The organism is Serratia sp. (in: enterobacteria) (assembly GCF_051654945.1).
Lineage (GTDB): Bacteria > Pseudomonadota > Gammaproteobacteria > Enterobacterales > Enterobacteriaceae > Chania.
This window is the reverse complement of sequence record NZ_JBOFZA010000086.1, coordinates 57,450-80,251: the sequence shown is the minus strand read 5'-3', so window position 1 is coordinate 80,251 and position 22,802 is coordinate 57,450. Positions and strand designations below refer to the sequence as shown.

General features: G+C 53.5%; 19 protein-coding genes. 8 read left to right on the top strand and 11 right to left on the bottom strand.

The window, feature by feature from the left end; translation table 11 throughout:
- The first annotated feature begins 79 nt into the window (after positions 1-79).
- Positions 80-1,798 carry a penicillin-binding transpeptidase domain-containing protein gene (locus ACRDCA_RS20530; RefSeq protein ID WP_438691207.1) on the top strand — a complete coding sequence of 573 codons (1,719 nt, stop codon included), beginning with the start codon at positions 80-82 and terminating at the stop codon, positions 1,796-1,798.
- A gap of 289 nt (positions 1,799-2,087) precedes the next feature.
- Here ACRDCA_RS20530 and ACRDCA_RS20525 read toward each other — a convergent pair whose 3' ends face one another.
- The 4 genes from ACRDCA_RS20525 to ACRDCA_RS20510 all read right to left on the bottom strand — a co-directional run bounded on the left by ACRDCA_RS20525 (position 2,088) and on the right by ACRDCA_RS20510 (position 7,347).
- Positions 2,088-3,209: an OmpA family protein gene (locus tag ACRDCA_RS20525; RefSeq protein WP_438691206.1), complete on the bottom strand. Its 1,122-nt coding sequence runs from the start codon at positions 3,207-3,209 to the stop codon at positions 2,088-2,090.
- Between the two features lie 288 nt (positions 3,210-3,497).
- The gene (locus ACRDCA_RS20520) at positions 3,498-4,346 is read right to left on the bottom strand and encodes a dimethyl sulfoxide reductase anchor subunit family protein (RefSeq protein ID WP_438691205.1); all 849 of its coding nucleotides are present in this window, start codon (positions 4,344-4,346) and stop codon (positions 3,498-3,500) included.
- 2 nt (positions 4,347-4,348) lie between these two features.
- On the bottom strand, positions 4,349-4,969 hold the full coding sequence (locus ACRDCA_RS20515; protein WP_438691204.1) for a DMSO/selenate family reductase complex B subunit: 621 nt from the start codon (positions 4,967-4,969) through the stop codon (positions 4,349-4,351).
- On the bottom strand, positions 4,966-7,347 hold the full coding sequence (locus ACRDCA_RS20510) for a DMSO/selenate family reductase complex A subunit (protein WP_438691203.1): 2,382 nt from the start codon (positions 7,345-7,347) through the stop codon (positions 4,966-4,968). Before ACRDCA_RS20510 ends, ACRDCA_RS20515 begins: the two co-directional genes overlap by 4 nt.
- A gap of 512 nt (positions 7,348-7,859) precedes the next feature.
- Between ACRDCA_RS20510 and ACRDCA_RS20505 the strand changes: the two genes are divergently transcribed.
- The 3 genes from ACRDCA_RS20505 to ACRDCA_RS20495 all read left to right on the top strand — a co-directional run bounded on the left by ACRDCA_RS20505 (position 7,860) and on the right by ACRDCA_RS20495 (position 9,583).
- Positions 7,860-8,717, top strand: coding sequence for a hypothetical protein (locus ACRDCA_RS20505; protein WP_438691202.1), 858 nt, complete (start codon positions 7,860-7,862; stop codon positions 8,715-8,717).
- Positions 8,710-9,114, top strand: a complete 405-nt coding sequence (locus ACRDCA_RS20500) for a DUF1240 domain-containing protein (protein ID WP_438691201.1) — start codon at positions 8,710-8,712, stop codon at positions 9,112-9,114. Before ACRDCA_RS20505 ends, ACRDCA_RS20500 begins: the two co-directional genes overlap by 8 nt.
- Before the next feature lie 70 nt (positions 9,115-9,184).
- Complete coding sequence (locus tag ACRDCA_RS20495) at positions 9,185-9,583, top strand: DUF1240 domain-containing protein (protein WP_438691200.1); 399 nt, start codon at positions 9,185-9,187, stop codon at positions 9,581-9,583.
- A gap of 44 nt (positions 9,584-9,627) precedes the next feature.
- Here the strand turns inward: ACRDCA_RS20495 and ACRDCA_RS20490 are convergent, their stop codons facing one another.
- Genes ACRDCA_RS20490 through ACRDCA_RS20480 form a run of 3 tightly spaced genes read right to left on the bottom strand, consistent with a single transcriptional unit; the run spans position 9,628 to position 10,682 of the window.
- Positions 9,628-10,107 (bottom strand): Hcp family type VI secretion system effector, encoded by a 480-nt coding sequence (locus ACRDCA_RS20490; protein WP_438691199.1) that lies wholly within the window; start codon positions 10,105-10,107, stop codon positions 9,628-9,630.
- Positions 10,108-10,160: 53 nt separating this feature from the next.
- The gene (locus tag ACRDCA_RS20485; RefSeq protein ID WP_438691198.1) at positions 10,161-10,418 is read right to left on the bottom strand and encodes a hypothetical protein; all 258 of its coding nucleotides are present in this window, start codon (positions 10,416-10,418) and stop codon (positions 10,161-10,163) included.
- 24 nt (positions 10,419-10,442) lie between these two features.
- The gene (locus tag ACRDCA_RS20480) at positions 10,443-10,682 is read right to left on the bottom strand and encodes a hypothetical protein (protein ID WP_438691197.1); all 240 of its coding nucleotides are present in this window, start codon (positions 10,680-10,682) and stop codon (positions 10,443-10,445) included.
- Between the two features lie 207 nt (positions 10,683-10,889).
- Between ACRDCA_RS20480 and ACRDCA_RS20475 the strand changes: the two genes are divergently transcribed.
- Positions 10,890-11,495 (top strand): nitroreductase family protein, encoded by a 606-nt coding sequence (locus ACRDCA_RS20475; protein ID WP_438691196.1) that lies wholly within the window; start codon positions 10,890-10,892, stop codon positions 11,493-11,495.
- Positions 11,496-11,537: 42 nt separating this feature from the next.
- Here ACRDCA_RS20475 and ACRDCA_RS20470 read toward each other — a convergent pair whose 3' ends face one another.
- From ACRDCA_RS20470 to ACRDCA_RS20460, 3 genes are read right to left on the bottom strand one after another with little or no spacing between them, the layout of a single operon-like run.
- Entirely contained in the window at positions 11,538-13,781 is a 2,244-nt protein-coding gene (locus ACRDCA_RS20470) for a virulence factor SrfC family protein (protein ID WP_438691195.1), read from the bottom strand.
- Positions 13,778-16,681, bottom strand: coding sequence for a virulence factor SrfB (locus tag ACRDCA_RS20465; RefSeq protein WP_438691194.1), 2,904 nt, complete (start codon positions 16,679-16,681; stop codon positions 13,778-13,780). The genes ACRDCA_RS20470 and ACRDCA_RS20465 overlap by 4 nt, the downstream gene beginning before the upstream one ends.
- Entirely contained in the window at positions 16,681-17,892 is a 1,212-nt protein-coding gene (locus ACRDCA_RS20460; RefSeq protein WP_438691193.1) for an SrfA family protein, read from the bottom strand. Before ACRDCA_RS20460 ends, ACRDCA_RS20465 begins: the two co-directional genes overlap by 1 nt.
- Before the next feature lie 191 nt (positions 17,893-18,083).
- On the opposite strand from ACRDCA_RS20460, the gene ACRDCA_RS20455 reads away from it, so the two are divergent.
- Entirely contained in the window at positions 18,084-19,049 is a 966-nt protein-coding gene (locus tag ACRDCA_RS20455; protein ID WP_438691192.1) for a diguanylate cyclase domain-containing protein, read from the top strand.
- 6 nt (positions 19,050-19,055) lie between these two features.
- On the opposite strand, the gene ACRDCA_RS20450 is transcribed toward ACRDCA_RS20455, so the two are convergent.
- The gene (locus ACRDCA_RS20450) at positions 19,056-20,072 is read right to left on the bottom strand and encodes a LacI family DNA-binding transcriptional regulator (RefSeq protein ID WP_438691191.1); all 1,017 of its coding nucleotides are present in this window, start codon (positions 20,070-20,072) and stop codon (positions 19,056-19,058) included.
- Between the two features lie 276 nt (positions 20,073-20,348).
- Here ACRDCA_RS20450 and ACRDCA_RS20445 point away from each other — a divergent pair, with 276 nt between their 5' ends.
- Together ACRDCA_RS20445 and ACRDCA_RS20440 are read left to right on the top strand one after the other, a co-directional pair.
- Positions 20,349-21,095 carry an SDR family oxidoreductase gene (locus tag ACRDCA_RS20445; RefSeq protein ID WP_438691190.1) on the top strand — a complete coding sequence of 249 codons (747 nt, stop codon included), beginning with the start codon at positions 20,349-20,351 and terminating at the stop codon, positions 21,093-21,095.
- Positions 21,096-21,108: 13 nt separating this feature from the next.
- Positions 21,109-22,725, top strand: a complete 1,617-nt coding sequence (locus tag ACRDCA_RS20440) for an FGGY-family carbohydrate kinase (protein ID WP_438691229.1) — start codon at positions 21,109-21,111, stop codon at positions 22,723-22,725.
- Positions 22,726-22,802 lie beyond the last annotated feature (77 nt).

Sequence of the window (22,802 nt, the reverse complement as noted above, 5' to 3'; positions counted from 1 at the left end):
ACAAACTGCAACCTTCTGCCAATCCGCTTAAGGTTAGACTTACCTGATAAATAATTGGTTAAAAAACGCAGGGTTAATAGTGGCTCCTCCAACCAAGAAAAACGGTAAAAACTACTCGACGGCGCGATTTGGCTGGATTTGTGCAGGCATATTGGTCTGCTTCTTTCTATTGATGTTTCGGGTCGGCTATTTGCAACTGCTGGAACATCAACAGTTGGCCGATCAGGCTGACCAGCGTTCTATTCGTACCCAGGTGGTGCCCACCAACCGTGCGATGATCACCGATCGCAACGATGCGGCGCTGGCGGTCAGCGTCTCTTCCAAAGATATCGTGTTAGATCCCAAACATATCCTCGACAGCCAAACCGATACCAGCACCGAGCGCTGGCAGAGTTTGGCCAACGTGTTGAAAATGCCGCTGGGGGATGTTCAGCACCTGATCCAGGCCAATGGCCGTAAGCGCTTTATCTATCTGGCTCGCAAGGTAGAAGATGACAATGCTAACTATATTAGCAAGTTACACCTGACTGGTGTCAGCACCGAGCAGGACTTCAGCCGCTTCTACCCCATGGGGCAAGACGCAGCCGGGCTGATTGGCATTGTGGGGCAGGATAATCAGGGACTGGAAGGAATTGAGCTGGGTTTCAACCCGCTGCTACAGGGTAAGAACGGCCTGCGCGTCTATCAGAAAGACGGCAGCGGTGCGGTTATCGGTGTGATCAAAAGCGTTGATCCGGTGCCGCCACCGAACGTGACGCTCAGCATCGACAAATTTATTCAATATGTGTTGTTTTCACAGATCCGTGACGGGGTGATCGCCAATCAGGCCGATTCGGGTTGTGCGGTGCTGGTCAAGGTTAATACCGGTGAAATTCTCGGCATGGCCAGTTACCCGTCGTTCAACCCCAATAACTACACCAATACGCCGGTGAAAGACATTCATAACGTTTGTAGCAGCGACAGTTTTGAGCCAGGCTCGACGGTTAAGCCGGTCGTGGTGATGGTAGGGTTGGATCACAAACTGATCCGGCCGGATACCGTGCTGGATACCACGCCTTATACGGTGAACGGCCATCTGATTAAAGACGTGGGGCATTGGTCGAAACTGACCATTACCGGGGTACTGCAAAAATCCAGCGATATTGCGGTTTCGCATATCGCACTGGCGTTGCCTGCCACGGTATTGCCTGCCGTTTACCGCAGCTTTGGCCTTGGGCGGCCTACCGAACTGGGTATTGGCAACGAAAGCAGCGGCTATTTACCCGCTCATCGCGCGCGCTGGGCCGATATCGAACGAGCTACCTTCTCCTTTGGCTATGGCTTGCGCGTCACGCCGCTGCAGATGGTACGCGAGTATGCCACCATCGGTTCATTCGGCGTTTATCGGCCGCTTTCCATCACTAAGGTGACGCCACCGGTAATGGGTCAGCAAATCATGTCACCCGAGGTGGTGAGAACCGTGGTGCATATGATGGAGAGTGATGCGTTGCCTGGCGGCAGTGGGCTTAGTGCCGCAGTACCTGGCTATCGCCTGGCGATCAAGACCGGCACCGCTGAAAAAATGGGGCCTAACGGCAAGTATGATGGCGGCTATATCAACTACACCGCAGGCGTGGCACCGGCCAGCGATCCGCAGGTAGCCCTGGTGGTGATGGTCAATAACCCCAAGGCAGGTAAACACTTTGGCGGTTCGGTGGCGGGGCCGGTATTTGGCAAAATCATGGCACAGGTGCTGGAACATATGAACATCCTGCCAGATGCCCAGCCGCTGAAAGTGGTGGCGGTAGCCAAGGGGTGAGTTGTTAATTTGCTCATACAGCCCCTCACCCCAGCCCTCTCCCAATGTAACATCTGGGACATCATGAGCACTGGTTTGGGGAGAGGGAGCTAGTCCGCACTCGGGTTTAGGTGCAGGTGTTAAAGTCAGATGCGGAAGATAATTTGTGGCACGTTCGTTCCCTCTCCTTGTGGGATAGGGAGTTAATCCGCACTTGGGTTTAGGTGCAGATGTTAAAGTCAGATGCGGAAGATAATTTGTGGCACGTTCGGTCCCCTCTCCCTGTGGGAGAGGGATAGGGTGAGGGGAATTATTTCTCAACCACCCGCAGATCGATCCTGCGGTTTTTGGCGCGATTGGCTTCACTATCGCTAGGTACCAAGGGGTAAGCCGAGCCATAACCCTCGGAAGTAATGCGGCTTTCCCCAATCCCCATCTTTACCAGCGCCATCCGTACCGCATCGGCGCGATCCTGCGATAAACGCTGATCCATCTGCTCATTGCCCGACTTATCGGTATATCCCCCCAGCCGGATCTCCACATTCGGATAGGCGCGCAGAATATCGACGATATTTCTCAATTGCTCCTGTGACGCGGGAGTCAATTCTGTGCGATTGGTATCGAACCGCAGGCGATCCAGCGTAAACCAGCGCTTTTCGCTAGTGGGCGCATTGCTCTCAATGTAAGTGATCAGCAGATTCTCGACGCAACGCTGCGACAGCAGGAGCTGCTTTCCATCGGCCAGCCGGCGGTAGGTCACATCGCTCTTTCCGTTGGTCTGCATGGGCTGTAACACGCTAAAACCGCGCAGTGAAAACAGCAGCGATACCAGCAATAGCAGCACCAGCATCAGCCACGGCCAGATACGGCGTTTGGGCGGTACCAGCGATCCGGTGCGGGAAACCGCCGGGTCAGCCGGGATCAGCGCAGGTAACTGATTGAGCACCGCCGTTGGCTGGGCTGCAGCGATCTGGGGTAACTGCCAATCGAGCCAACCTTTTAGCGATGGGGATTGCATGGAACGTTGCCGCAGGTATTGACCCAACAGGCCGAATACCATAGCGGAGGCCACGGAAAACAGCCGTTCAACCCGCGTTTTTTCCAGCGCATAAAAGCTCATGAATAACTGGGTGAGGTTCTTCAATTTGTGGCCAAGTACCATTGTCAGCAATGCCGGGCTGAATTTGCTCAGCGCTTCATCCAGAAAGCCTGATTCGAAGCTGGGGGTGTGCCTGGCCAATTTGCGCAAACGCAGGGAATTATCGTTGCGATGCAGATAGTCACGGGTGTTTTGCAGGATCAAGGCTGCCATACCGTTCAGACATAGCGAAATCGTCTCCCGATCCATGGTCAGTTTTTGTTCCAACACCGTCAGCAGTTGGGGCGAAATCGCCGCTGCCTGCTGGGTAATGACATTTTCCATCGCGTACATCCGAACCTCCATTTGTTCTGCGCGCATTCTGCACCGCAGAGTATGGTCAGTTCAACTTGTTAAACTCTTAAATTTTCATTGGAAAAATCTGATATTGCGCACAAATGCGCGAACTCTTCAGGTTTACCACCATTCAGGGCAAATCGTAGCTTAAGTACAGGGTGGCAGAGTAGCAGATTGGTTGGATATGCCGAAGTGATTCCACTTACTAATTTAGTAATTTGCAGCAAAGGTTGATCTTACACCGGGATATGAGTGGGGGCGCATTACACGCCCCCGAAAATGGCATTATTGAATACTGAAGAATCCCAACCGCAACAGCACTTCGGCTATCAAGATCAAAACACTTCCCACGGTGAGCCACCGCTTGTTGATGCGCTGGCTACGCCAACTGAGTGCCAGTGCGCTGACGCCGGCGATCAATATCACCCACGAGGCCAAGCGCAGGCTGGCCAGTTGCGCAAAGGCTGCCAGTGGTTGATGAGGGAAGGTGACAACGTCACTGTTCCACACCGAGTTCAGGTATTCCATATACAGGGGTTGTGCCAGCAAGCGGCACAGCGTGATGGCAATCAGCAAGGCTATCGTCGTCACCGCCACCTGGCGCGTCAACTGAGAGGGCAGATCGGGACGAATCGCAAGTGACCACAGGCTGGCCACTGCACCCAGACTCAATACCGACCCAAAGAACATCAGGTAGGTATTGAAATGCATCCAGGTCACTACCGAACTGTGAACGTAGATGGCGCTCATACAGAAGACGTCGACAATTCCCAGCAGCGAAGCAATCAGCAGTAAAACGATCGGCAGTCGTTTTTTGAGCAGCGCAATCAGTGTCCCTAACCCTAAAAACGCCAGATAAAGGCTGGCAAAGATGATTTCACGGCTCAGCCAGGAGCTCTCTACATGGCGCAAGGCGTGGAACGCATTCAACGGATAGCCCAGATGAGCGGTAGAAACCATCAGACCCAGCGCCCCGGAGATAAAGGCGAGCAGCATGAAAGGCAGCGCATAGCGATGCTTTTCCTGACTGCTCAGCCCTTGCTTGGCCACCAACAGGCTAAAGGTGGTGAACAACGTAATACCAACCGAAGCCTGCACCAGCAGGGTAAAAATGATAAGAGGCCATTCATGCATGATTATTTACTCCCCTGTTCGGCACCTTGATGCGCTTTGACGACCAGATTTGGGTGAGTAATGGCGGAATCGGGCAGACCCTGCACATCACAAAGGTCACCATATTTCGCCCGCAGTTCATCAATGGGGCCAAACTTGATGGCACCCAGTGGGCAGGTTGCCACGCAGATCGGCTGTTCCCCTGCGGCCTGTAAATCGATACAGAAATCGCACTTTGACATCTGACCGGTGGTCTCGTTGAGCTGAGGAGCGCCGTAAGGGCACGACCAGGCGCAATAGCCGCAGCCGATGCACTTATCGGTGTCGACACGCACGATGCCATCACCAGGGCGCTTATGCATCGCGGTGGTTGGACAGTTCTTGGTACAGATCGGATCTTTACAGTGGTTACAGGAAATCGACAGGGTATAGGCGTAGACGTTATTGCGGTAGCCGCCCTGGCCGGTAGAGACAAAACCACCGCCTTTGACCTCATAAATGCGGCGAAAACGCCGCCCGACGTCCAGGTTGTTCTTGTCTTTGCAGGCGACCTGGCAGGCTTTGCAGCCGGAACAGCGTGAAGAGTCTATATAGAATCCAAGCTGACGATCGCTAACGGGTGGGTACTCGATAAATTTACTCATGCTTTGGCAACCTCCACAAGCATCGTTTGATGAGAGTTGCCTTTGGCCAACGCGGTGATCCGCGCCGAGCTAAGCACGTTGGCACAGCCACCATGGTCGACGCCGTTGGCATCCGGCTGCCACCAGGCTCCCGCTTGCAATGCGACAACGCCTGGCATAATACGCTGGGTAACCTCGGCCGGAACCAGCGTCACGCCGCGATCGTTGTGGATACGAACGTAATCGCCTTGCGTAATGTTGCGATGGCTCGCATCCGCCGGATTGATCCACAGTTTCTGCGTCTGTACCTCCTGTAACCACGGGTTGGCATATTGGGTGGAGTTAGCCCGGTTTTTGCCTTTCCAGGTGATTAGCTGTAGCGGGTATTTGGCCGCCAATGGGTCTTCCGGCCCCTCATGAGCGGGTACGTAGTGGGAGAGCGCCGGGATTTCCGGGTGGTGCATGTCATACAGCCGCTTGGAGAAAATCTCGATTTTTCCTGACGGCGTCGGGAACGGATGATTTTGCGGATCGCGAATATTATCGGCAAAGGCAATATGCGGCTTGCCTTTGAACAGATGGCGGCGCTGCACCAACAGTTCGTCAAACGTTGGCAAATGTTCGTCAGGCATGGCCTTACGCGAATTTTCCCAGATCTGCACAATCCACTCTTTCTCGCTACGCCCCAGGCTGAACTCCTGCTCAATGCCCAGTTTTTGTGCCACTTCACGGATCCAGTCGTAATCGGAACGACGTTCGAACTCAGGTTCGATCAGCTTTTCCGACAGGATCAAATAGTTCGCCGTACCCCAGGTTTCGCCGATATTCCAACGTTCCATAAAGCTGGTTTCTGGCAATAACAGATCGGCATATTTTGCGCTCGGCGTCAGATAGAGGTCGCTTTGCACAATGAATTCGATCTTGGATTCATCGGCCAACACCTTGGCGGCCTGATTGATATCCGGGTTTTGGTTGGCCAGGTAGTTACCTGCCAGGGAAAACAGCAGACGAATATTGCTATTGAGCTGGTCACCACCGGTTAAACCGTCTGCAGGTGTCACTTTGCTGGCATCATCCGCCGCCTGCACCCAGTTCATGATGGAGATTTTTTCTTTTACCGGGTTGTCTGGCATTTCCGGGCCAGTGGTAAATTTACGGTTACCAATGCCGCCATAGCCGCCAGCCCAACCGCCTTTGACCCCCACGTTGCCGGTAATGGTCGCCAGCAGGGTTGAGCCTCTGGCAGTGCGCTCACCACAGTTGTGCCGCTGTGGCCCCCAACCCTGGATCAGCGCCGCCGGTTTGGTTGTGGCGTAATCACGAGCCAGTTGCCGAATGGTTTGCGCCGGGACATGAGTGATCGCCTCCGCCCACTCTGGAGTTTTCTTGATGCCGTCTTTCGCCCCCATCAGGTAAGCCACCAACGACTCGTTGGCGGGTACACCTTCTGGCATCGAGCTTTCATCAAAGCCCAGGGTGTAGCGGGTGATAAACGCCTGGTCGTGCAGGTTTTCGCTGATGATGACGTACATCATCGCATCCATCAGCGCGTTGTCCGTGGCCGGGCGCAATGGGATCCATTGGTCTGCCAATGAGGATGAGGTATCTGAGTAACGCGGATCAACCACGATAAAGCGGGTACCATTCTGCTTCATCTGCTGAAAATAGTGATTGGTATGACCGAAGATGGTTTCCGTTGGGTTATGCCCCCACAGGATCACCAGCGGCGTGTCACTTAGGGTATCCAGAGTGTTGCCACTGGCTGCGGCCCCGTAGGTATATGGGGTTGCCGCACCGGTATTACCCATACTGACCGAGTGATAATACTCAAGATAGCCGCCGGTCAGGCTGAGCAGACGGCGTGCCATCTTATCGCCTGAGAACGCGCCACCGGTAACCGCGGTATTATTATGCACGAAACGTGAAGCGGGGCCGTATTTCTCGGTGATGCGCTTCAGGTTGTCGGCAATCAAGGTGGTCGCTTCATCCCAACTGATGCGGACAAATTTACCTTCGCCGCGTTTACCGACGCGCTTCATGGGATATTTCAGCCGGTCGGGATGATAGACGAATTTACGGTAGCCACGGCCACGCACGCAGGCGCGCATAATCGGCATTTCCGGATCTAATTCGGCATCGGGTAGGGTGGTGATGCGGGTGACCATTCCGTCTTGCACATGGGCACGGATGTCGCATTTGCCGCCGCAGTCAAAGCTGCTACAGGTCGGAATGATGCGTTCGGGTGGCACAGAACCCGCCGAGGCTTCGCTCTTGGCACTGTCGTTGGCATAGGCAAATCGAACACCCACCAACGGCGCTGCGGCCAGTGCGCTGCTCACTTTGACGAAGTGACGGCGGCTAATCCCTGGTGAGGAGTCGCTATTATATTTATCAGTCATGATATTTGCTCAAAAAAGAAAAAGATTATCGACGGTAAACCGGTGGGGTTTCGTTGAGAAATATCAACTTCAGATACTTATTTTGGGGTAATACCTTAAAATTACCTTTAAAAATGATAAGAATAATCATTTCCATTATATTGTTTGGTGTTATATTTCCCCGTAGCGAACCATTTGTTAAGATAATTCCTAGGGAAGGAGGTTGTGAAAACTTTATTATTGCCTACTTAGGTGGTTATCCTTTGAAGATAAAAACCCTGACTGTTGAGGTGGATTTATCGGTTTAAGCAATAACCATACATTCACCTGGTAAATGATTTTTGGCTAATTAATAAATTACATACTGAGAAGTGCTGGCTTTCTCGCCTTTTGTGGGTTGCTCATGCCATGTAATATAGGTCAGAGGTTAAAAACCTGATGATCCTCGCATTGATGAGGGAAATTTATGGGATTCTGTTGGGCAACACCCTATACTCCATTGACTCAGGCTAAATCGAAGGGAATCAATGCTTATGAGATACGATCCGGTTTCGCAAACTTTTGTGGATGATAACTACCGCTTACAAGATCAGCTTGATTTTAAAAAGCAACATGCAGATATCACCTATCAGAAATTGCATGCTCAGCTCAACGAAATGAAAGATGAGAACATGTATGCCTTACTCACGGTAGAGGAGGCGCAGTATTTCTTAAAAACCTTATGCGATCCCAATGCCAACCTGTCGTGGAAGGACGCGATTTTTTCCTGCACCGACCCGATGTCGTCTTTTGCTGGCAATATCGCCGAGTCACTGTCCGTGGGTAGGATCGCGATGGAGCTGAGAGGGTTTGGCGTAACGGCAACCGAGTACGTGGGGAGAAATGGCAATGCCTATATCAGACTGTCGGGATATGCAGGAATAAGACAATTTTTAAATGCAACCCGCTACCGGATCGATAACCCGAGAATCCTAGATATTGGCATCGGAACCAGAGGTATAGAGAATGGCATTATTGGTGGGGCAAGATTCTGTATTGTGTTTTCCGCCGCTTATCGCGCCGTTGAGTTGTTGCTAAAAGACGAATATGGTTTGACCGATTTTTTTGTGAATTTAACCATGGATATGGCTAAGTTGGCGGTGTCAATTGGGGCTACATGGTGGTTAAAAACGACAGCGACAGCTGCTATGCTTACAGGATCTAGCGTTTTAATTATTGCAGGTGGCATATTTTTATTTGGGGTTGGAATTACTTTTGCTTTATTCTGGTTGGATAATAAATATAAAATAAGCGAATCAATAATTAAAAACATGAAGTCATATAAATCACATAATTCACCGTATCATGCCGACCAATTCTTCAATACTTGGGGGAGACTCAGTCATGGATGATGTAACCAAACCGATTCATGGATTTTTTGCAGTTATTCTTTTGTTGCTTACATGCTGGCTCGGTTGGTTTTCTTTAAGTGGGTATGTCGCTTTTTTTAGATTAAGCGATATCGTTATTTTTTCTTGGGTAGTTGGGTTGATGATATTTGGCGCTCCTTTAATGTTGTATTTCTTATATGTGGTATTTTATTCCCCCATAATGAACAAACCCATAAAAGCGAATAATAAACTGGGCAACTCATTGGTTATTTTAGCTATGATTGGCGCTGTAATTAGTCTGTTCTCTTCGATATATATCGGTCACGATCTGAAAGGTAGGGGGTATAAAGTTTGTTCAAAAAGCTCTTGGATACTCCCTAATGAATATGTAAAAGATATCAAGCTATGTCAAAAGTAAAAATTCTTAGCACACGAGGAGAGGCGTGTTTAGCAGAAGTATTTTTTTAACACTCAAGGGGGAATCAGTCATGGATGATGTAACCAGACCGCTTTATAGTGTTTTTATGGGTTTTCTTTTATTGCTTGTATGTTGGGTTTGTTGGCTTTCTTTAAACGGCTATATAGACTTCTTTAGATTAAGTGATGTCATCGTTTTTTCGTGGCGAGTAGGGGTGATTGTGTTTGCAACTCCTCTTCTGCTTTACTTTTTGTCTGTGCCGCTTTATTTTCAATTAAGAGGGATGCCGATAAAAGTGAACAATAAGCTATTTGGTAGGTTAGCCATGCTTGCTATGGTAGGGGCAGTAATTAGTTTGGTTTTTTCATTCTATGTAGGCTGCAGCCTTAAAGAAAACGGCTATAAAACCTGCCCAAGAAAATCTTGGAATGCGCCGACCGAATATGTAAGAGATATAAAATTGTGTTAATAAAAAATACCAGACACCCATAAGAGGGTATCTGGCCTAGATAATCAGTAAACTCTGTCATCCCAGATGCTATAACCCGAAGTGCCCGCGCTTTTATGACTCCAGCTAATAGACTTATACTTTACCTGCACTTTTTCAAACGGCATTTTATCACCGTCATCGACGGAGTGTGGGTAGATGCAGGTAACATCGACAAGGCTGGCCTCGGTCAATTTAACTTCGTAGTAAAGTTCTAGCTGGCCAGCAGGATTGACACGGTAAAAGGAAAAGATAATGTCTAGCAGTTCATTTTCCGTTATTGCTACACCTAATAACGGAGATGACTTATCGATTGGCTTAATAAAATGCAACGGATGGTGGGCGACGTTCTGCTCACGGCTGATGCTATGATTTAAACCTAAAACCTGCACCTGATTTTCATGGCCAACCTGACACCGATTGCCAATAGAGTCCAACGATGAGCATCCTGCGGAGATCAAACCCTGCCGTTTGCCATTAATGCTTGCGTAAATCAAATTAGACATATCGCTTCCTTATGTAGTCTATAGCTTTATTAAAATCACGTGATGAGTCAAGATCAATGCCGCTGTTGCGGCGCGGGTGGCACCGTAAGTTGGAGCGTAAAACGGAAATGTTCGCCACTTGGATCCGTAAACTTCGCCTCGGCAACATGGCCTACATCTTCAGCATATAATGAAAAAAAACGTTCCATCACTACCGATAATGCTTCTACCGTCTCAAGTTGACTGTTGTTAATGCTATCATTAAGTTGTCTATCAAGCTCAGTCACCAACTCATTTTGGTCATCAATGACATTGCCGCTGTTCTTGGTCATACTTGTGCCTCCATTCATCATGCATCAGTGTGCATTAGTTGGTAGTTTTTCCAGAGTAAGCTTGAGCATGCGGCCATCTGAAACCTTCATTTCCGCGCTATCGGTTTTGTTCGCTCTAAATAATAAAATGCAAATCCTCATCAGCAACGCCAGTTTTTCTTCGGGGGCTAACGGGCTATCATGTAAAGCCTGTTCCAACTGAGCGACCAGTCGCTCCATCGCCGGAGTTTTATGACCAAATAGCGTCCTTGATTCTTTCACCATACCAAACTTACCTTGTAATGAGTGAACAGTGATACCGATTATCTATAAATAATAGGTATTGTCTATAAAAACGAATGCGTAGCAATTTAGTGTATTAAAAATTCAAATATTAACTCTTTCTATCATAATAAAAACATATGTTATGGTGGACAGCAGCCAAGAAAAAGCGACAATAGGCGGGTTAACTTAATCAAAGGACATGAAACAATGAACACACTTGACGCCATTGCGCAACGCCGTGCGACCAAACAATTCGATACCCAGCATGTGATGACGCTGGAAGAGAAGAAGGCGCTGCTCAACATCGCCCTGCAAAACACCCCTAGCGCTTTTAACCTGCAACATTGGCGTCCGTTGCTGATCGAAGATCGCACCCAGCGTGAGCATATCCGCGAGGTAGCATGGGGGCAGGCACAGGTGACCGATGCTTCGATGCTGGTTATTCTGTGTGGCGATCTTTCCAGCTGGGAATCCCAGGTGAAAAACGTTTGGCGTGAAGCCGCAGAACCGGTGCAACAGTTTATGCTGCCTGCGGTCGACCAATATTACCGTGGCAAGGCCCAGGTGCAGCGTGATGAAGTTATGCGCAGCAGCGGCCTGTTTGCTCAGACCTTAATGCTGGCGGCCAAAGCACAGGGTTATGACTCTTGCCCAATGGACGGTTTTGATTTTGACGCCGTAGGCAAGATCATTAATAAGCCGGAACATTATCAGATTGCACTGATGGTGGCGATTGGCAAGGGCATCGGCCAGCCTTATCCACGCATTGGTAAATTGCCGGTTGATGAAATTGTGAAGGTCGATCGGTTTTAATTCTTTTTCCTCTCTCCCAATAGGGAGAGAGGTTCTTGATGACTAGGCCATTTCCTGAATAATACGTTCTAATCGTTGCCGCTGTGGCTTATTAAGCGCTTGCGCACCACCATGGCCCGCGTTTTCCGCGATTAAATGATACAACCCCACCAGCCAATCGTAGATATAGAGCGCACTATTATTGATCGGTTCCACAGGTAACGCTGTCAAACGCAAGTCGGCACTCTGGCTGGGTTTGGTGAAAATCTTATGACCGCGGTTAATGCGGCTTTCCGGCCTCTGTTCCTGTGGGCGCAACTGGAAGCCAAGCCAGGCGACAAAATCCCCCAGCACCGTCAAGGTACAGGCAATCTGCCGTTCAACGAGATTTTCCCTGCTGTTGCCGGTATGCTCCGGTTCGGCCAACGCGTGGTCTAGCCGCTGCCAGATATCCAAGCGGAAGCTGGCGGTGATCAACTCATCCCCCAACGTGGTCAAGGTGGCGGTTTCAACTGCCAGCAGGTCGATTAATGCACGATTATCAGCCAGATTACGCAACTGGGTGATCCATAACTGTTGCACCCGCAATACGGCGTTAGCGCCAGACTTTAGTGTAGCTGCCGCCGTTGGTTGTTCATCAAACAGATCTAACTCGATCGCCAGAGGATCGTCACTATGTGGGCGATCTTGCTGCTGTTGGCAAAAGAGTTGCTGCAGTGCATTGCGATCTGGCAACAGGTGCTCCAGCAGTTCGCCATGCAGCGTCGTGCGTGCTTGCAACGCTTTTACCGTAGCCTTGGCGAGCGGGGCTTTATCCTCAGCTTCCACGCTTAGCCAGCGGCCGAGCAGATTTTGCCGCAGATCCAACTCCAGTCGTTCGAAGCGCCGTTGCAGGCGGTTGTGGCGTGCGGCGTCATTTACCGAGATCAGCAGATAGTCAGCCATACGCCGGAGCTCATCTTCAGTCATCGCCAGCAGGGTGCCCCAAACCTCTCCGGGGTGACCAACGTAACGCTGTACGGCTTGGTCAAAATGGGGAGACGATCGCCGATCGTACGGCGTGAATGCCCAAATCAAGTCAGGATGGCCAAGGCTGTCCAACTCCTGATGTTGCTGTACCCAATGATCCAGCGCCTGGCCTACCATGGTGGCTTCTTCACGGCAGGCCGCTGCATGGCAGACGATCAAGGCTTGCATGGCCTGCTGGTCGCTGTAGCGCTGCAGTAACGTGAGGCTCTTGGCCTGCTGCAAACGTCGGTTAACAGTGGGCAGACCCATGCTATCTGCCGTGCAGGCAGGCAGATCCAGGTAATCGGTTGACGCAAGTTCACTATGGGACGGTTTACTCTGCAAGGGGATCAGCAATTCGGCGGTTAACAGGTTCAGCTCGCCTACGGGTATTGTCATCACGTCGAAATCGAGCCTGATCTGAACCTTGTCAGCGGTCTCCTCCAGATTTGCCGGCGTCAAAATGCCGTAACTGGGGTGCTGATTTTCATCCGTCAGCAGGCTGAGTGGAGCCAACACGCTGGGGGCGTTAGCTAACTGATCCAGCCGGTAAGCCAGCCGGCGATAACATTCGGTCAATGCCGGCTCTGCACCCCACAGCGGAGCAAATAGTTGCGCCCGATCGTCAATTGCCAGATAGGGGGCGATCGCTAATGCGTTTGGCCAATATTTGCTGTCCCAGAACTGCTGTAACTGCGGGTCATCGTGACGCAGAGCGTCCCAAATGGTGACGATATCATCCGCGCTGATACCTGGTACCACCTGGTGTTGGCAGCGTTTGGTCAACGAGGCGAGCAGTTCGCCGGTTGTGCTTTCCGCCACTGACAATGGTGTATTGCTGCTACGGGCCAACATGCAGACCAACTCCGCCGCCGTTAGCAATGTTAGCTGTACCGGGTAATCAGGATCTGGTTGCGGTGCCGCGTGGCTAAAGCGGATCGCCACCCCAACGGCAGAATGCCCCGGGCGGATATGCGTCAGGTAATCCAGCGTCTTACCGGCGAAGGTGGTTGCCAGATAACCGGCTTCAGCCGTTGCCAACGCGGCGATCAGATAGTTTTTTGCCGCCTGCGATCGGCCATAAAAACCCAGTGCCCCCCGTTGAGCTGCGGCAGACGTCAGACGATGAAGCCGGATGCGGCAACGGCGTAGATTAAGCATCAAGGTGGGGGCTTCCAGCGTGAAACGCGGGGGCTGCAAGTGCGCATTACCCGCCCAGGCCAGCGCTCGATCGATACCTTGGTTTAGTAACGCCCAGCGCTGGGTGAGTGGGGTAACAGGGTGGCTGACTGACTTCATGCAAAAACGCTCCCGCTGTCGATCCAATAATGGGTAGCCCCGGCGGCGCTGTCGATCAGCGTATTTAATTTGAGTTGCAGATGCTCGGTGGGCACCGGGCTACCATCTTCCAGTTCGGCAGCGGTGATGTCCCAGCGAGCGGGAAAGTCCGGCTGTGGGGCAATTTTCACCCGCAACAGGTTATCGCCTGCCAGGTTGCGCGCCAGCTGCGGGTCGATAACCGTCAGGGTAAACAGCGGCGCTGCGGGCCAATGCTCGTTATTCAGCTGGCGGAACCCCAGGCACAATGCTCCATTGAGGTCAAAGCTGACGCTGCTGTCCAGACCGCCATCCGGGGTATCCAGATCGAGGTCGGCATAGTAAACCTGATTGGCGGGCAGGCGATTATCCATATCCAGACGGCCCAGATAACGGACGGTGGAATAAGGGCGGAAGTCGGCTGCCTTGAAGTAAACGCCGGGCAAGCGCAATTCCAATGCTAACAGACACAGCATGGCTCCCACCGCCGCAGTGGATTTGGGATTGTCGATCCGTCCTTGCTGACTGAAAGGATACCAACCGCTGGCGTGATAACCATCCAGCGACACTATGCGGTTGATGGGAACAGGCTGGAGCTGCCGGAACAGGGCCTGAATGCCGGGAAAACGCGAGGGGCGGCCGGTTAGCAACAGCACATCGCAGTTGTGCAGGGCGATCACCTCGGTCAACAGACGCAGATTGCGGGTAAGCGCCATGCGCGGGGCCAGGAACTCGGCGTGAAGGTGGCTCAGCCGCATTATTAACGGTGTCAGCAAGACATCGAAAGGTTCGGCTTCTGCCGGTAAGCCGCGTTGCACCGCGGCGTTGATATATTTCAATACGCTATCGGTGGGTTGTTGCGGCAACAGTTCACCCAATGTGGCGTCAATCTCGCTGCGGGTCTGCACCGGGGTGAAGCTTTCGTAGCGTTCCAGGATCGCCTGAGCCAGCGGAATGAAAAGTTGCAGTGTCACTTGTTGCCGCAGCACCGATACCTCTTCCTGACCAAACAGCTCGGCCATCAGCATTGCTGGCTCAGCCACGCCAACGCGTTTGAACTCGGCCTGTAGCGCGGGTAGCAGATACAGGCGGATCACCTCCAGCAAAATGTCATCGCCCGCAACCTTGAACCCTTCGCGGAACAGCAGATGTGGCGTTACCTTGACGTTGTTACCCATCGTCTCTTCCAGACGATACTGGGTGATGGCCAGATCGGTGGTGCCACCGCCGATATCCACCGAGGCGATACGCAGCGTTTTCCCAGGTTCGGCAGAGTCTGGACGCGCCATGGCGCTAAAGAACGCCCCGGCCTGGCCCGCAAAGTTGACCTGGATTTCGTTATACAGATAGACCATCTGGCCGCAGGTGGCTTCATCCCACTCCATCTGTACGGCAGGTAACGGCACCAGGCTTGAATGCCAGCCCATCGCTTGCCATACGAGCGCGATCGCCTCATGCATCCGCAGGCGGAAGATTTCCCGTTCCGGTACCGGCATGGCGGAAGGCAGGGTCAGAATGATATTACGCAAACGGCGGGGCGCCGAGCTGTCACGCAGGGTTAGCCGCTGGGCCACGTCGTTGATCTGCATCAGAGCCTGGGCCAGCAGTTCGCTCAACATCAGGGCCATCACCGAGCTACGGCTATAGTGCGGGGTGAAAACCGGCAGGCGCTCATCCGGTGGCAGGCTGGATAATGGCTGACCTTGGTCGTTGATCAACTGAGCCAACGGCGTTGCGATCGCGGGCGGTTCCTGCAGGCTGAGTTCTGCCGTGCGGTTGAAACGCCAGCCGGGAGCGTAACCCTCCTCATCCCACAGATAGCGCCGTGGGCTGGAAAGGCCGGTAGATGCCGTATCGCCTTGCCGCTGCTGTGCCAATCGGCAGGCTTCATGGCCAACCCGAGTCAGCGAGGGCCAGAGAAACGCATCGTCACGGCCACTTTCAAACGAATAATTGGCTTTGCCGAAGTTGGCGGGGGCAAACTCCGTACGGCTGGAAAATAGCCCTTGATGCCGATAATGCGGTTCGCTGAGATCGCGCAGTTGCAGCTCATAACTGTACTTCAAACCGTTACGTTCCGCCGGGTGATCCTCTACCAGGATGCCACAGGTATGCGAGTTGCCGACATCGAGGATCAGATCCACATTCACTGCGGATTGCTGCACATCACTGCCTAGCGAGATATCCGGCACGTTCAGTTGGCTGGCCAGCAGTTGCAGCAGGTTCAGATAATGAGCCTGATATTCAAATTCGCGCAGCGAAGCGTTGATATTGCGCTCCGGGCGCTGCTCCAGGTCGCTGGCCTGTTGGCAAAACGCCTCGCGCAACCAGCCGTCGACCCATGTGGCATCCAGAAAATCACCCAGATCCTGGCTTTGGTGCGCCAGTGCAAAGCTCAGGCCGGTGGCGATGTCCTGTTGAGTAGGGGCCAACTGCTGGTGTTCATGCCCTGCTGGATAGACCTGAGTATCAAAGGCCAGCGTAATACGCAGCGTATGGCCTTGCCGGTCCGGCTGGGCCAACTGCCTGATTTGCATTCGCGCCCAGTTGTCCGGCCCGCTCAGAAAGCTGCTTGGGGGATTGAAGCGCAGAAACGGCAAGGGCAACCAAATTCGGTCAAGCAGCCGCAAGGACTGCTCCAAAGCGAAGCTGAATTCAGGGCGAACCATTTCAGCCGGTTCGCCGGGCGCCACCGGCAGGAAATATCTGTCTTTGGCCTGGTGGTAGTTCAGCCGCAACAGTGGGCCATTGGCGGTCTGACGGACAAATTTACCTGGACGCTCGGCATCCAGCACCGGCGTAACGGCGAAGTCCAGAAATTGGATCCCGCTGTTGGGTATCAGCGTAACGCGCTGCGGATATGCGATGGGGGTCGCCAACATTATTTACTCTCGCGCTTGATCGTCATAGGGAATACCGTTTCGCTGTTGCCGTAACGCCCGCTGCATTCTGCTGCTGTAGCATCACCTTGCTTACACACCAGTTCCGGCATTTGATAGCGGGAACCGTCGCTGCAACGGGCCTTGGTACGGCTGTTGATCACCAGATTGCCGGACTGCATCAGACCGGCATGGGCCTCGACCCGGCAGGTGACTTTGTCACCCTGAACGATCCTGGCGATGCCTTTGCCATTTTTAAACTGATACAGCAGGCTTGGCGGTTTGCCGGTCAGCGGATCCTTGATGGCCAAGGTGACGCGCCATTTACCGTTAAGGAAGGCGGTAGAACCGGCCTTTACCGCCTCGGCCGGTAACGTCAACGCCAGTTTATCGACCACGACCGGCGTGATGACCGGTGGAGGCAGCACCTCTGCATGGGCTAATGGCAGCTGTAGCGCCACAGGAGCAATCACCGGCCTGGGCCGGAACTTGACTGGTTCAACGACTGTGATCGGTGGCTGAACAGTGGATTTGGAGAGCGACAACCAGATCGCGGTGGCCAGAATGAACACGGCTGGCAGTAGCAGTAACCACCAGGCATGGCGAGGCTTGTCTGCCTCCACGGTAGGCAGAGGTAAGGGCTCCGGTTCGGCAATGGGTTCAACAACGGGTTCGGCGATGGGTTCAACAACGGGTTCGGCGATGGGCAGAACTATCGGTGGCGCAGGGCGAGCTTTCGGGCGCAGGCAATCCAAAGGCGCGCTGCGGATTTGGCCATCGGCTTTCACACATCCCCAGAAGGTGAGCACCGGCTTGCCATCCACCAGGAAAACCGCGTTCTGATCCGGAAACTGCATGGCTTTGCTGAGCAACGCCGCAAACATTTGCAGGCTGGCTTTGCCGCTGTGGCGAGCGCGCAGGGTAATGGCTTCGACGGTATTCTGGCAATGCTCCAACAGCGGTAGGGCGGCGGCTCGTTGTTGTTCATCGGCTGCATGCCAGGAGATTGCTCGTCCAGCAATTGGCGCGTACCAGTCAATGCGGTCGCCTTGTGCGTTGGGAAGCGGGATCGCCAGACAGTCCGCTACGGCTGGCTGCTGCTGGAGGCGCAACGCCTCACGTAACTGCGCTGCCAACGCATAAACCGGTTGTCCATTTTCCCCCAAAGTGAGAACGTCATCTAAATTGCCACTGCGTAAAAACGGTTTTGCCACGCCGGATGCCTTGCATTTAAGCTAAACGCCCAGTTTAGGCAGTCGTGAACAAATCAAACGGCTGAAAACAGGGGGAAAGTGGCATCTGTTTTGTGCATCGGATTGCCAGCGGTGGCGAACGATATTATCCTGCAGCATGCTGTTGTGCTTTTTAGAGAAACACCCAGAGTTTAATCGGAGTTGATGTAGCAATGAAAACGCCAGAGATACCTGAGAATGAAGTACAGCGATTGAAGGCTCTGCGTTCCCTGCATCTGCTGGATACCCTGCCAGAAGAGCGCTTCGACCGGGTGACCCGTATGGCCCGGCGGCTGTTCAGCGTGCCGATTGCTTTGGTCAGCCTGATTGATGAAAACCGCCAATGGTTCAAATCCAGCTGTGGATTGGGGGACGCGACGGAAACCCCAAGGGATCTCTCCCTGTGCGGCCATGCAATCCTGGGTAACGATATTCTGCTGGTTCCCGATACGTTGCAGGATGCACGCTTTGCAGATAACCCGTTTGTCAAAGATGCGCCGCACGTGCGGTTCTACGCCGGTTGTCCATTGCGTTTTTCCGGCGATCTCAAGATGGGCACTCTGTGCCTGATCGACGATCAACCCCGCCTGTTTGATGACGAAGATGCGGTGGCGCTGCGCGATCTGGCCTCAATGGTAGAGGACGAGCTACGCGCCTTTCAGGCCTCGACTTCTGACGAACTGACACAAATATCCAATCGCCGTGGTTTTATCTCCCTGGCTGACCGCATGCTGCACCATTGCCAGGTGAAAGGGCTCAAGGCCAGTCTGGTATTTATTGACCTCGACAAGTTCAAAATGATTAACGACGCCTACGGCCATGGGGAAGGCGACCGGGCGCTGGTCTACTTTTCCGAGTTGATGAAACAGGTGTTTGGTTACTTTGATGTCATCGCCCGGCTGGGAGGTGACGAGTTTGTCGCGTTGATGGGCAATCGCACCAAAAACGAGGCCGAGCAGGGGATTTTGGCTCTGCAGCGCTATGTGGATCAGCATAATTCCTCGCGGATCACGCCTTACCAGTTGGCGTTCTCCTATGGCATCGTCGAGTTCGATCCCGCCGCGCCCCACAGCCTGGAAGCCTTACTGGCCGATGGGGACTCCACCATGTACCGCATCAAAAAATCCAAGATCGTGTAAGCGGCCTCAAAGCGTCTCTGGGAAGATCGGGGGTATTTCAATCAGCTGTTTTTCCTGCGAGTTGGCATCGATCAGCGTAAACGCCGCTTGCAACATCTTCTCCACGTCCTGGCGCACCATCACAATGTCATGGCCTAACAGCAGGACGAAAGGGTCCCAGTCAAAGCAGCCCATCACGGGCTGTTTGTCACCGCGATAGCCGGAGGCCACCAGCCAGCGCATCACGCCTTCCAGCGAGATCGTTGAGTTGACGAATAGCCCGGTGTGCAGATCGCCGCCTTCGGCAATAAAGGCTTTTAGCGCCTGCTCGGCCTTGTCTGGCGAATAACCGCAGGCCAGCAGGTTCTGTTCGACAACCTCAACGCCCAATTGACGGTGTGCATCCCTGAAACCACGCAGGCGTTCCGTGGTGTTATGGTCAAGGCCGCGTCCCCCAACGAAAATCAGCGGCTTGAAGCGGCCTAGCCGTTTTTCGCAGTTCGCCAGGATGCGTAACGTCAACTCTTTGGCGCCGGCATAGTTGTCGGTGATCACCGAAGGGGCGAGGGTGCCTGGCAGATCGAGGTTCAGCGTGGAAATGCCGGAAGCGGCGCAGATCTCGGTGATTTTGTCGGGTGCGGTGGCCCCGGTTGAGATGATCCAGTCAACCTGATAGGAAAGCATGGTACGGGCCGCTTCGATTTCCAATTCAGGATCGCGACTGGTACAGGTGATCACCGGGAACAGGCCGCGTTCACGGGCCATCGACTCGAACCGTTCGACGATGGAACCGAAATAGCGGTTGTCATATTTGGGGACGATCATGCCGATCATCGTCGATTTACGACGGCGCAGCAGGCTGGCCTGTTGATTGACGGTATAGCCTTGTTCTTCAGCGATGCGCAGGATTTTTTCTGCCAGTTGAGCACCGATGCGGCGCTTTTTCCAACTGCCGTTGAGCACGGCGCTCACCGCGCTTGAGGAGGCCCCGGCCAATTCTGCCAAATCGTAAATTGTCGTTTTTTTTGCTTTGAAGCCAGTCACAAATTTCGCTCCCCAATTTTCTATATCTTGACAGTAAAAATAAAAAGTCGCAATGATGCTCAATCGATTGAGCGCCGTGAGCAAGCGGTGCGTAAATAAGTTTGTGACGGGAGCAATTTCTCCGCCCCGCAGCCCTCTACCCTGATAAAAGCCGGGATCCCATGAACGCATGTTTAGGGCGAGGGTGAGGGGCCAACCCATGCTTAACGCGATGAATTAACACGCGGTTATTTCGTCGTGACGATTTGATCTCTTGTTTAATTAAGGAACCCAGCCATGACAGATTTCACCCCATTGAATTTCTCCCTCAAAGGTAAGGTCGCTGCGATCACCGGCGCGGCCTCGGGTATCGGCCTGGAATGCGCCCGCATTTTCTTGCAAGCCGGAGCTAAAGTGGTGCTGATCGACCGCGACCAGGAAAAGCTACAGCGCCTTACCGATGAACTTGGCGACAACGCTTTCCCACTGGTTGTCGATCTGCTCAACCCGCAGCAGGTTTCTGGCATGTTGCCTGGTATTCTGGCGGCTGCCGGGCGCCTCGACATTTTTCACGCCAATGCTGGTGCCTATATTGGCGGACCGGTGGCGGAAGGCGATCCGGACGTCTGGGATCGCGTGCTTAATCTCAATATCAACGCCGCGTTCCGCAGCGTTCAGGCGGTATTGCCGCATCTTATCGAACAAAAATCTGGCGATATCCTGTTTACCAGCTCAATTGCCGGGGTGGTGCCGGTAATTTGGGAACCTATTTATACCGCCTCAAAGTTTGCCGTTCAGGCGTTTGTGCACTCAACGCGCCGTCAGGTGGCACAGTATGGCGTGCGGGTTGGCGCGGTGTTGCCAGGGCCGGTGGTGACAGCGTTGCTGGACGATTGGCCAAAAGCCAAAATGGAAGAGGCTCTGGCCAACGGTAGTCTGATGCAGCCAAGGGAAGTGGCCGAAGCGGTGTTATTTATGGTCACGCGCTCGAAGAATGTTACCGTGCGCGACCTGGTGATCCTGCCAAACAGTGTCGATCTTTGATAGGTGAAAAATGATGAACAACAAGCAGCAGGTCGTTATCGGCGTCGATGTGGGTTCAGGTAGCGCACGGGCAGGCGTTTTTGATCTGTCCGGTGTCATGTTGGCGCACGCCAGCCAGGAGATTACCTTGTTCCGCGGCCCGGAACACCATGTTGAACAATCTAGCCGTGAGATATGGCAAGCGGTGTGTACCAGTATCAGGCAGGCGGTTGCCGCTGCCGGGATTTCTCCAGACAACGTGGCAGGCATCGGTTTTGATGCCACCTGTTCCCTGGTGGTGCTGGATGCCGCAGGCCAGCCATTGGCGGTAGGGCCATCCGAAGATCCCGACCGTAACATTATCGTGTGGATGGACCATCGGGCAACCGAGCAGGCCGAGCGGATCAACGCCACCGGGCATCCGGTACTCAACTATGTGGGCGGTAAAATCTCGCCGGAAATGGAAACACCCAAACTGCTCTGGCTGAAAGAGCACCGGCGCGCGGTCTACGACAACGCCTGGCAGTTCTTCGATCTTGCCGATTTCCTGACCTGGCGTGCTACCGGGGATCTGGCACGTTCCGTCTGTACCGTGACTTGCAAATGGACCTATCTGGCCCATGAGAAACGTTGGGACGCGGACTATTTCCGCACCATCGGCCTTGAGGAATTGGCAAACGAAGAGTTCCGCCGTATCGGGGATAGCATCAAAGAGCCAGGCACGCCTTGTGGCAACGGCCTGACGGCAGAAGCGGCTGAAGAAATGGGGCTAGTGGCGGGTACGCCTGTTGCCGTGGGCCTGATTGATGCCCACGCTGGCGGGATTGGTACCGTTGGCGTCGGTGGCGGTGTCACCAGCAATATGGCCTACGTGTTTGGTACTTCATCATGCACGATGACCACCACGCAAAAGCCAGCCTTCGTGCCGGGCGTTTGGGGGCCGTATTACTCAGCCATGGTGCCGGGATGCTGGCTGAATGAAGGTGGGCAAAGTGCGGCTGGAGCAGCGATCAAGCAGTTGGTCTCTTTCCATCCGGCAGCAGCCGAGGCGGCGGAGCAGGCTAAAGCGTTGGGCGTATCACTGCCAACCTTGTTGGCCGACCTGGCGCTGGCGAAAATGCCAGCGGTGTCGGCAGCGGCAACACTCGCCAATGGCTTGCACGTGGTGCCCGAGTTCCTTGGCAACCGAGCACCTTTTGCCGATCCGCATTCCCGCGCCATCGTTTCTGGGCTGGGTATGGAGAGCAATCTCGATAATCTGGTGGCCTTGTATGTTGCCGGTATCTGCGGGATTGGCTATGGCTTAAGGCAAATACTCGATGCCCAGTCTCAGATGGGCGTCACCGTTGATAATATTGTTATCAGCGGCGGTGCCGGTCGGCATCCGTTGGTGCGGCAGTTGCTGGCGGATAGTTGTGGCTGCGCGGTGCTGGCAACCAAGGCGGAAGAGCCGGTATTGCTGGGTTCGGCGATCCTCGGTGCCGTGGCGGGCAAGGTTGCCGGCTCGGTGGAGCAGGCGATGGCGCAGTTTTCCGAGCTGGATAGCCATTATCAACCGAATGCGGATTTCTGCCAACTGCACGCCAGGCGCTATGAGGCCTATAAGCTGTTGCAAAGCACGGCCAAACGCATCCGCGAGGAGCTGCAATAACGCAGACGCCCCTCTTCCTAACCCACAGGGAGAGGGAACCGTCCGTGCTACCAAATTGACCTCCATAGCTAACTGCG

Excerpts from the sequence above, each read along its gene's own strand:
- ACRDCA_RS20525 (WP_438691206.1), bottom strand. The coding sequence starts at position 3,209 with ATGTACGCGATGGAAAATGTCATTACCCAGCAGGCAGCGGCGATTTCG.
- ACRDCA_RS20520 (WP_438691205.1), bottom strand. The coding sequence starts at position 4,346 with ATGCATGAATGGCCTCTTATCATTTTTACCCTGCTGGTGCAGGCTTCG.
- ACRDCA_RS20515 (WP_438691204.1), bottom strand. The coding sequence starts at position 4,969 with ATGAGTAAATTTATCGAGTACCCACCCGTTAGCGATCGTCAGCTTGGA.
- ACRDCA_RS20510 (WP_438691203.1), bottom strand. The coding sequence starts at position 7,347 with ATGACTGATAAATATAATAGCGACTCCTCACCAGGGATTAGCCGCCGT.
- ACRDCA_RS20505 (WP_438691202.1), top strand. The coding sequence starts at position 7,860 with ATGAGATACGATCCGGTTTCGCAAACTTTTGTGGATGATAACTACCGC.
- ACRDCA_RS20500 (WP_438691201.1), top strand. The coding sequence starts at position 8,710 with ATGGATGATGTAACCAAACCGATTCATGGATTTTTTGCAGTTATTCTT.
- ACRDCA_RS20495 (WP_438691200.1), top strand. The coding sequence starts at position 9,185 with ATGGATGATGTAACCAGACCGCTTTATAGTGTTTTTATGGGTTTTCTT.
- ACRDCA_RS20490 (WP_438691199.1), bottom strand. The coding sequence starts at position 10,107 with ATGTCTAATTTGATTTACGCAAGCATTAATGGCAAACGGCAGGGTTTG.
- ACRDCA_RS20485 (WP_438691198.1), bottom strand. The coding sequence starts at position 10,418 with ATGACCAAGAACAGCGGCAATGTCATTGATGACCAAAATGAGTTGGTG.
- ACRDCA_RS20480 (WP_438691197.1), bottom strand. The coding sequence starts at position 10,682 with ATGGTGAAAGAATCAAGGACGCTATTTGGTCATAAAACTCCGGCGATG.
- ACRDCA_RS20475 (WP_438691196.1), top strand. The coding sequence starts at position 10,890 with ATGAACACACTTGACGCCATTGCGCAACGCCGTGCGACCAAACAATTC.
- ACRDCA_RS20470 (WP_438691195.1), bottom strand. The coding sequence starts at position 13,781 with ATGAAGTCAGTCAGCCACCCTGTTACCCCACTCACCCAGCGCTGGGCG.
- ACRDCA_RS20465 (WP_438691194.1), bottom strand. The coding sequence starts at position 16,681 with ATGTTGGCGACCCCCATCGCATATCCGCAGCGCGTTACGCTGATACCC.
- ACRDCA_RS20455 (WP_438691192.1), top strand. The coding sequence starts at position 18,084 with ATGAAAACGCCAGAGATACCTGAGAATGAAGTACAGCGATTGAAGGCT.
- ACRDCA_RS20445 (WP_438691190.1), top strand. The coding sequence starts at position 20,349 with ATGACAGATTTCACCCCATTGAATTTCTCCCTCAAAGGTAAGGTCGCT.
- ACRDCA_RS20440 (WP_438691229.1), top strand. The coding sequence starts at position 21,109 with ATGAACAACAAGCAGCAGGTCGTTATCGGCGTCGATGTGGGTTCAGGT.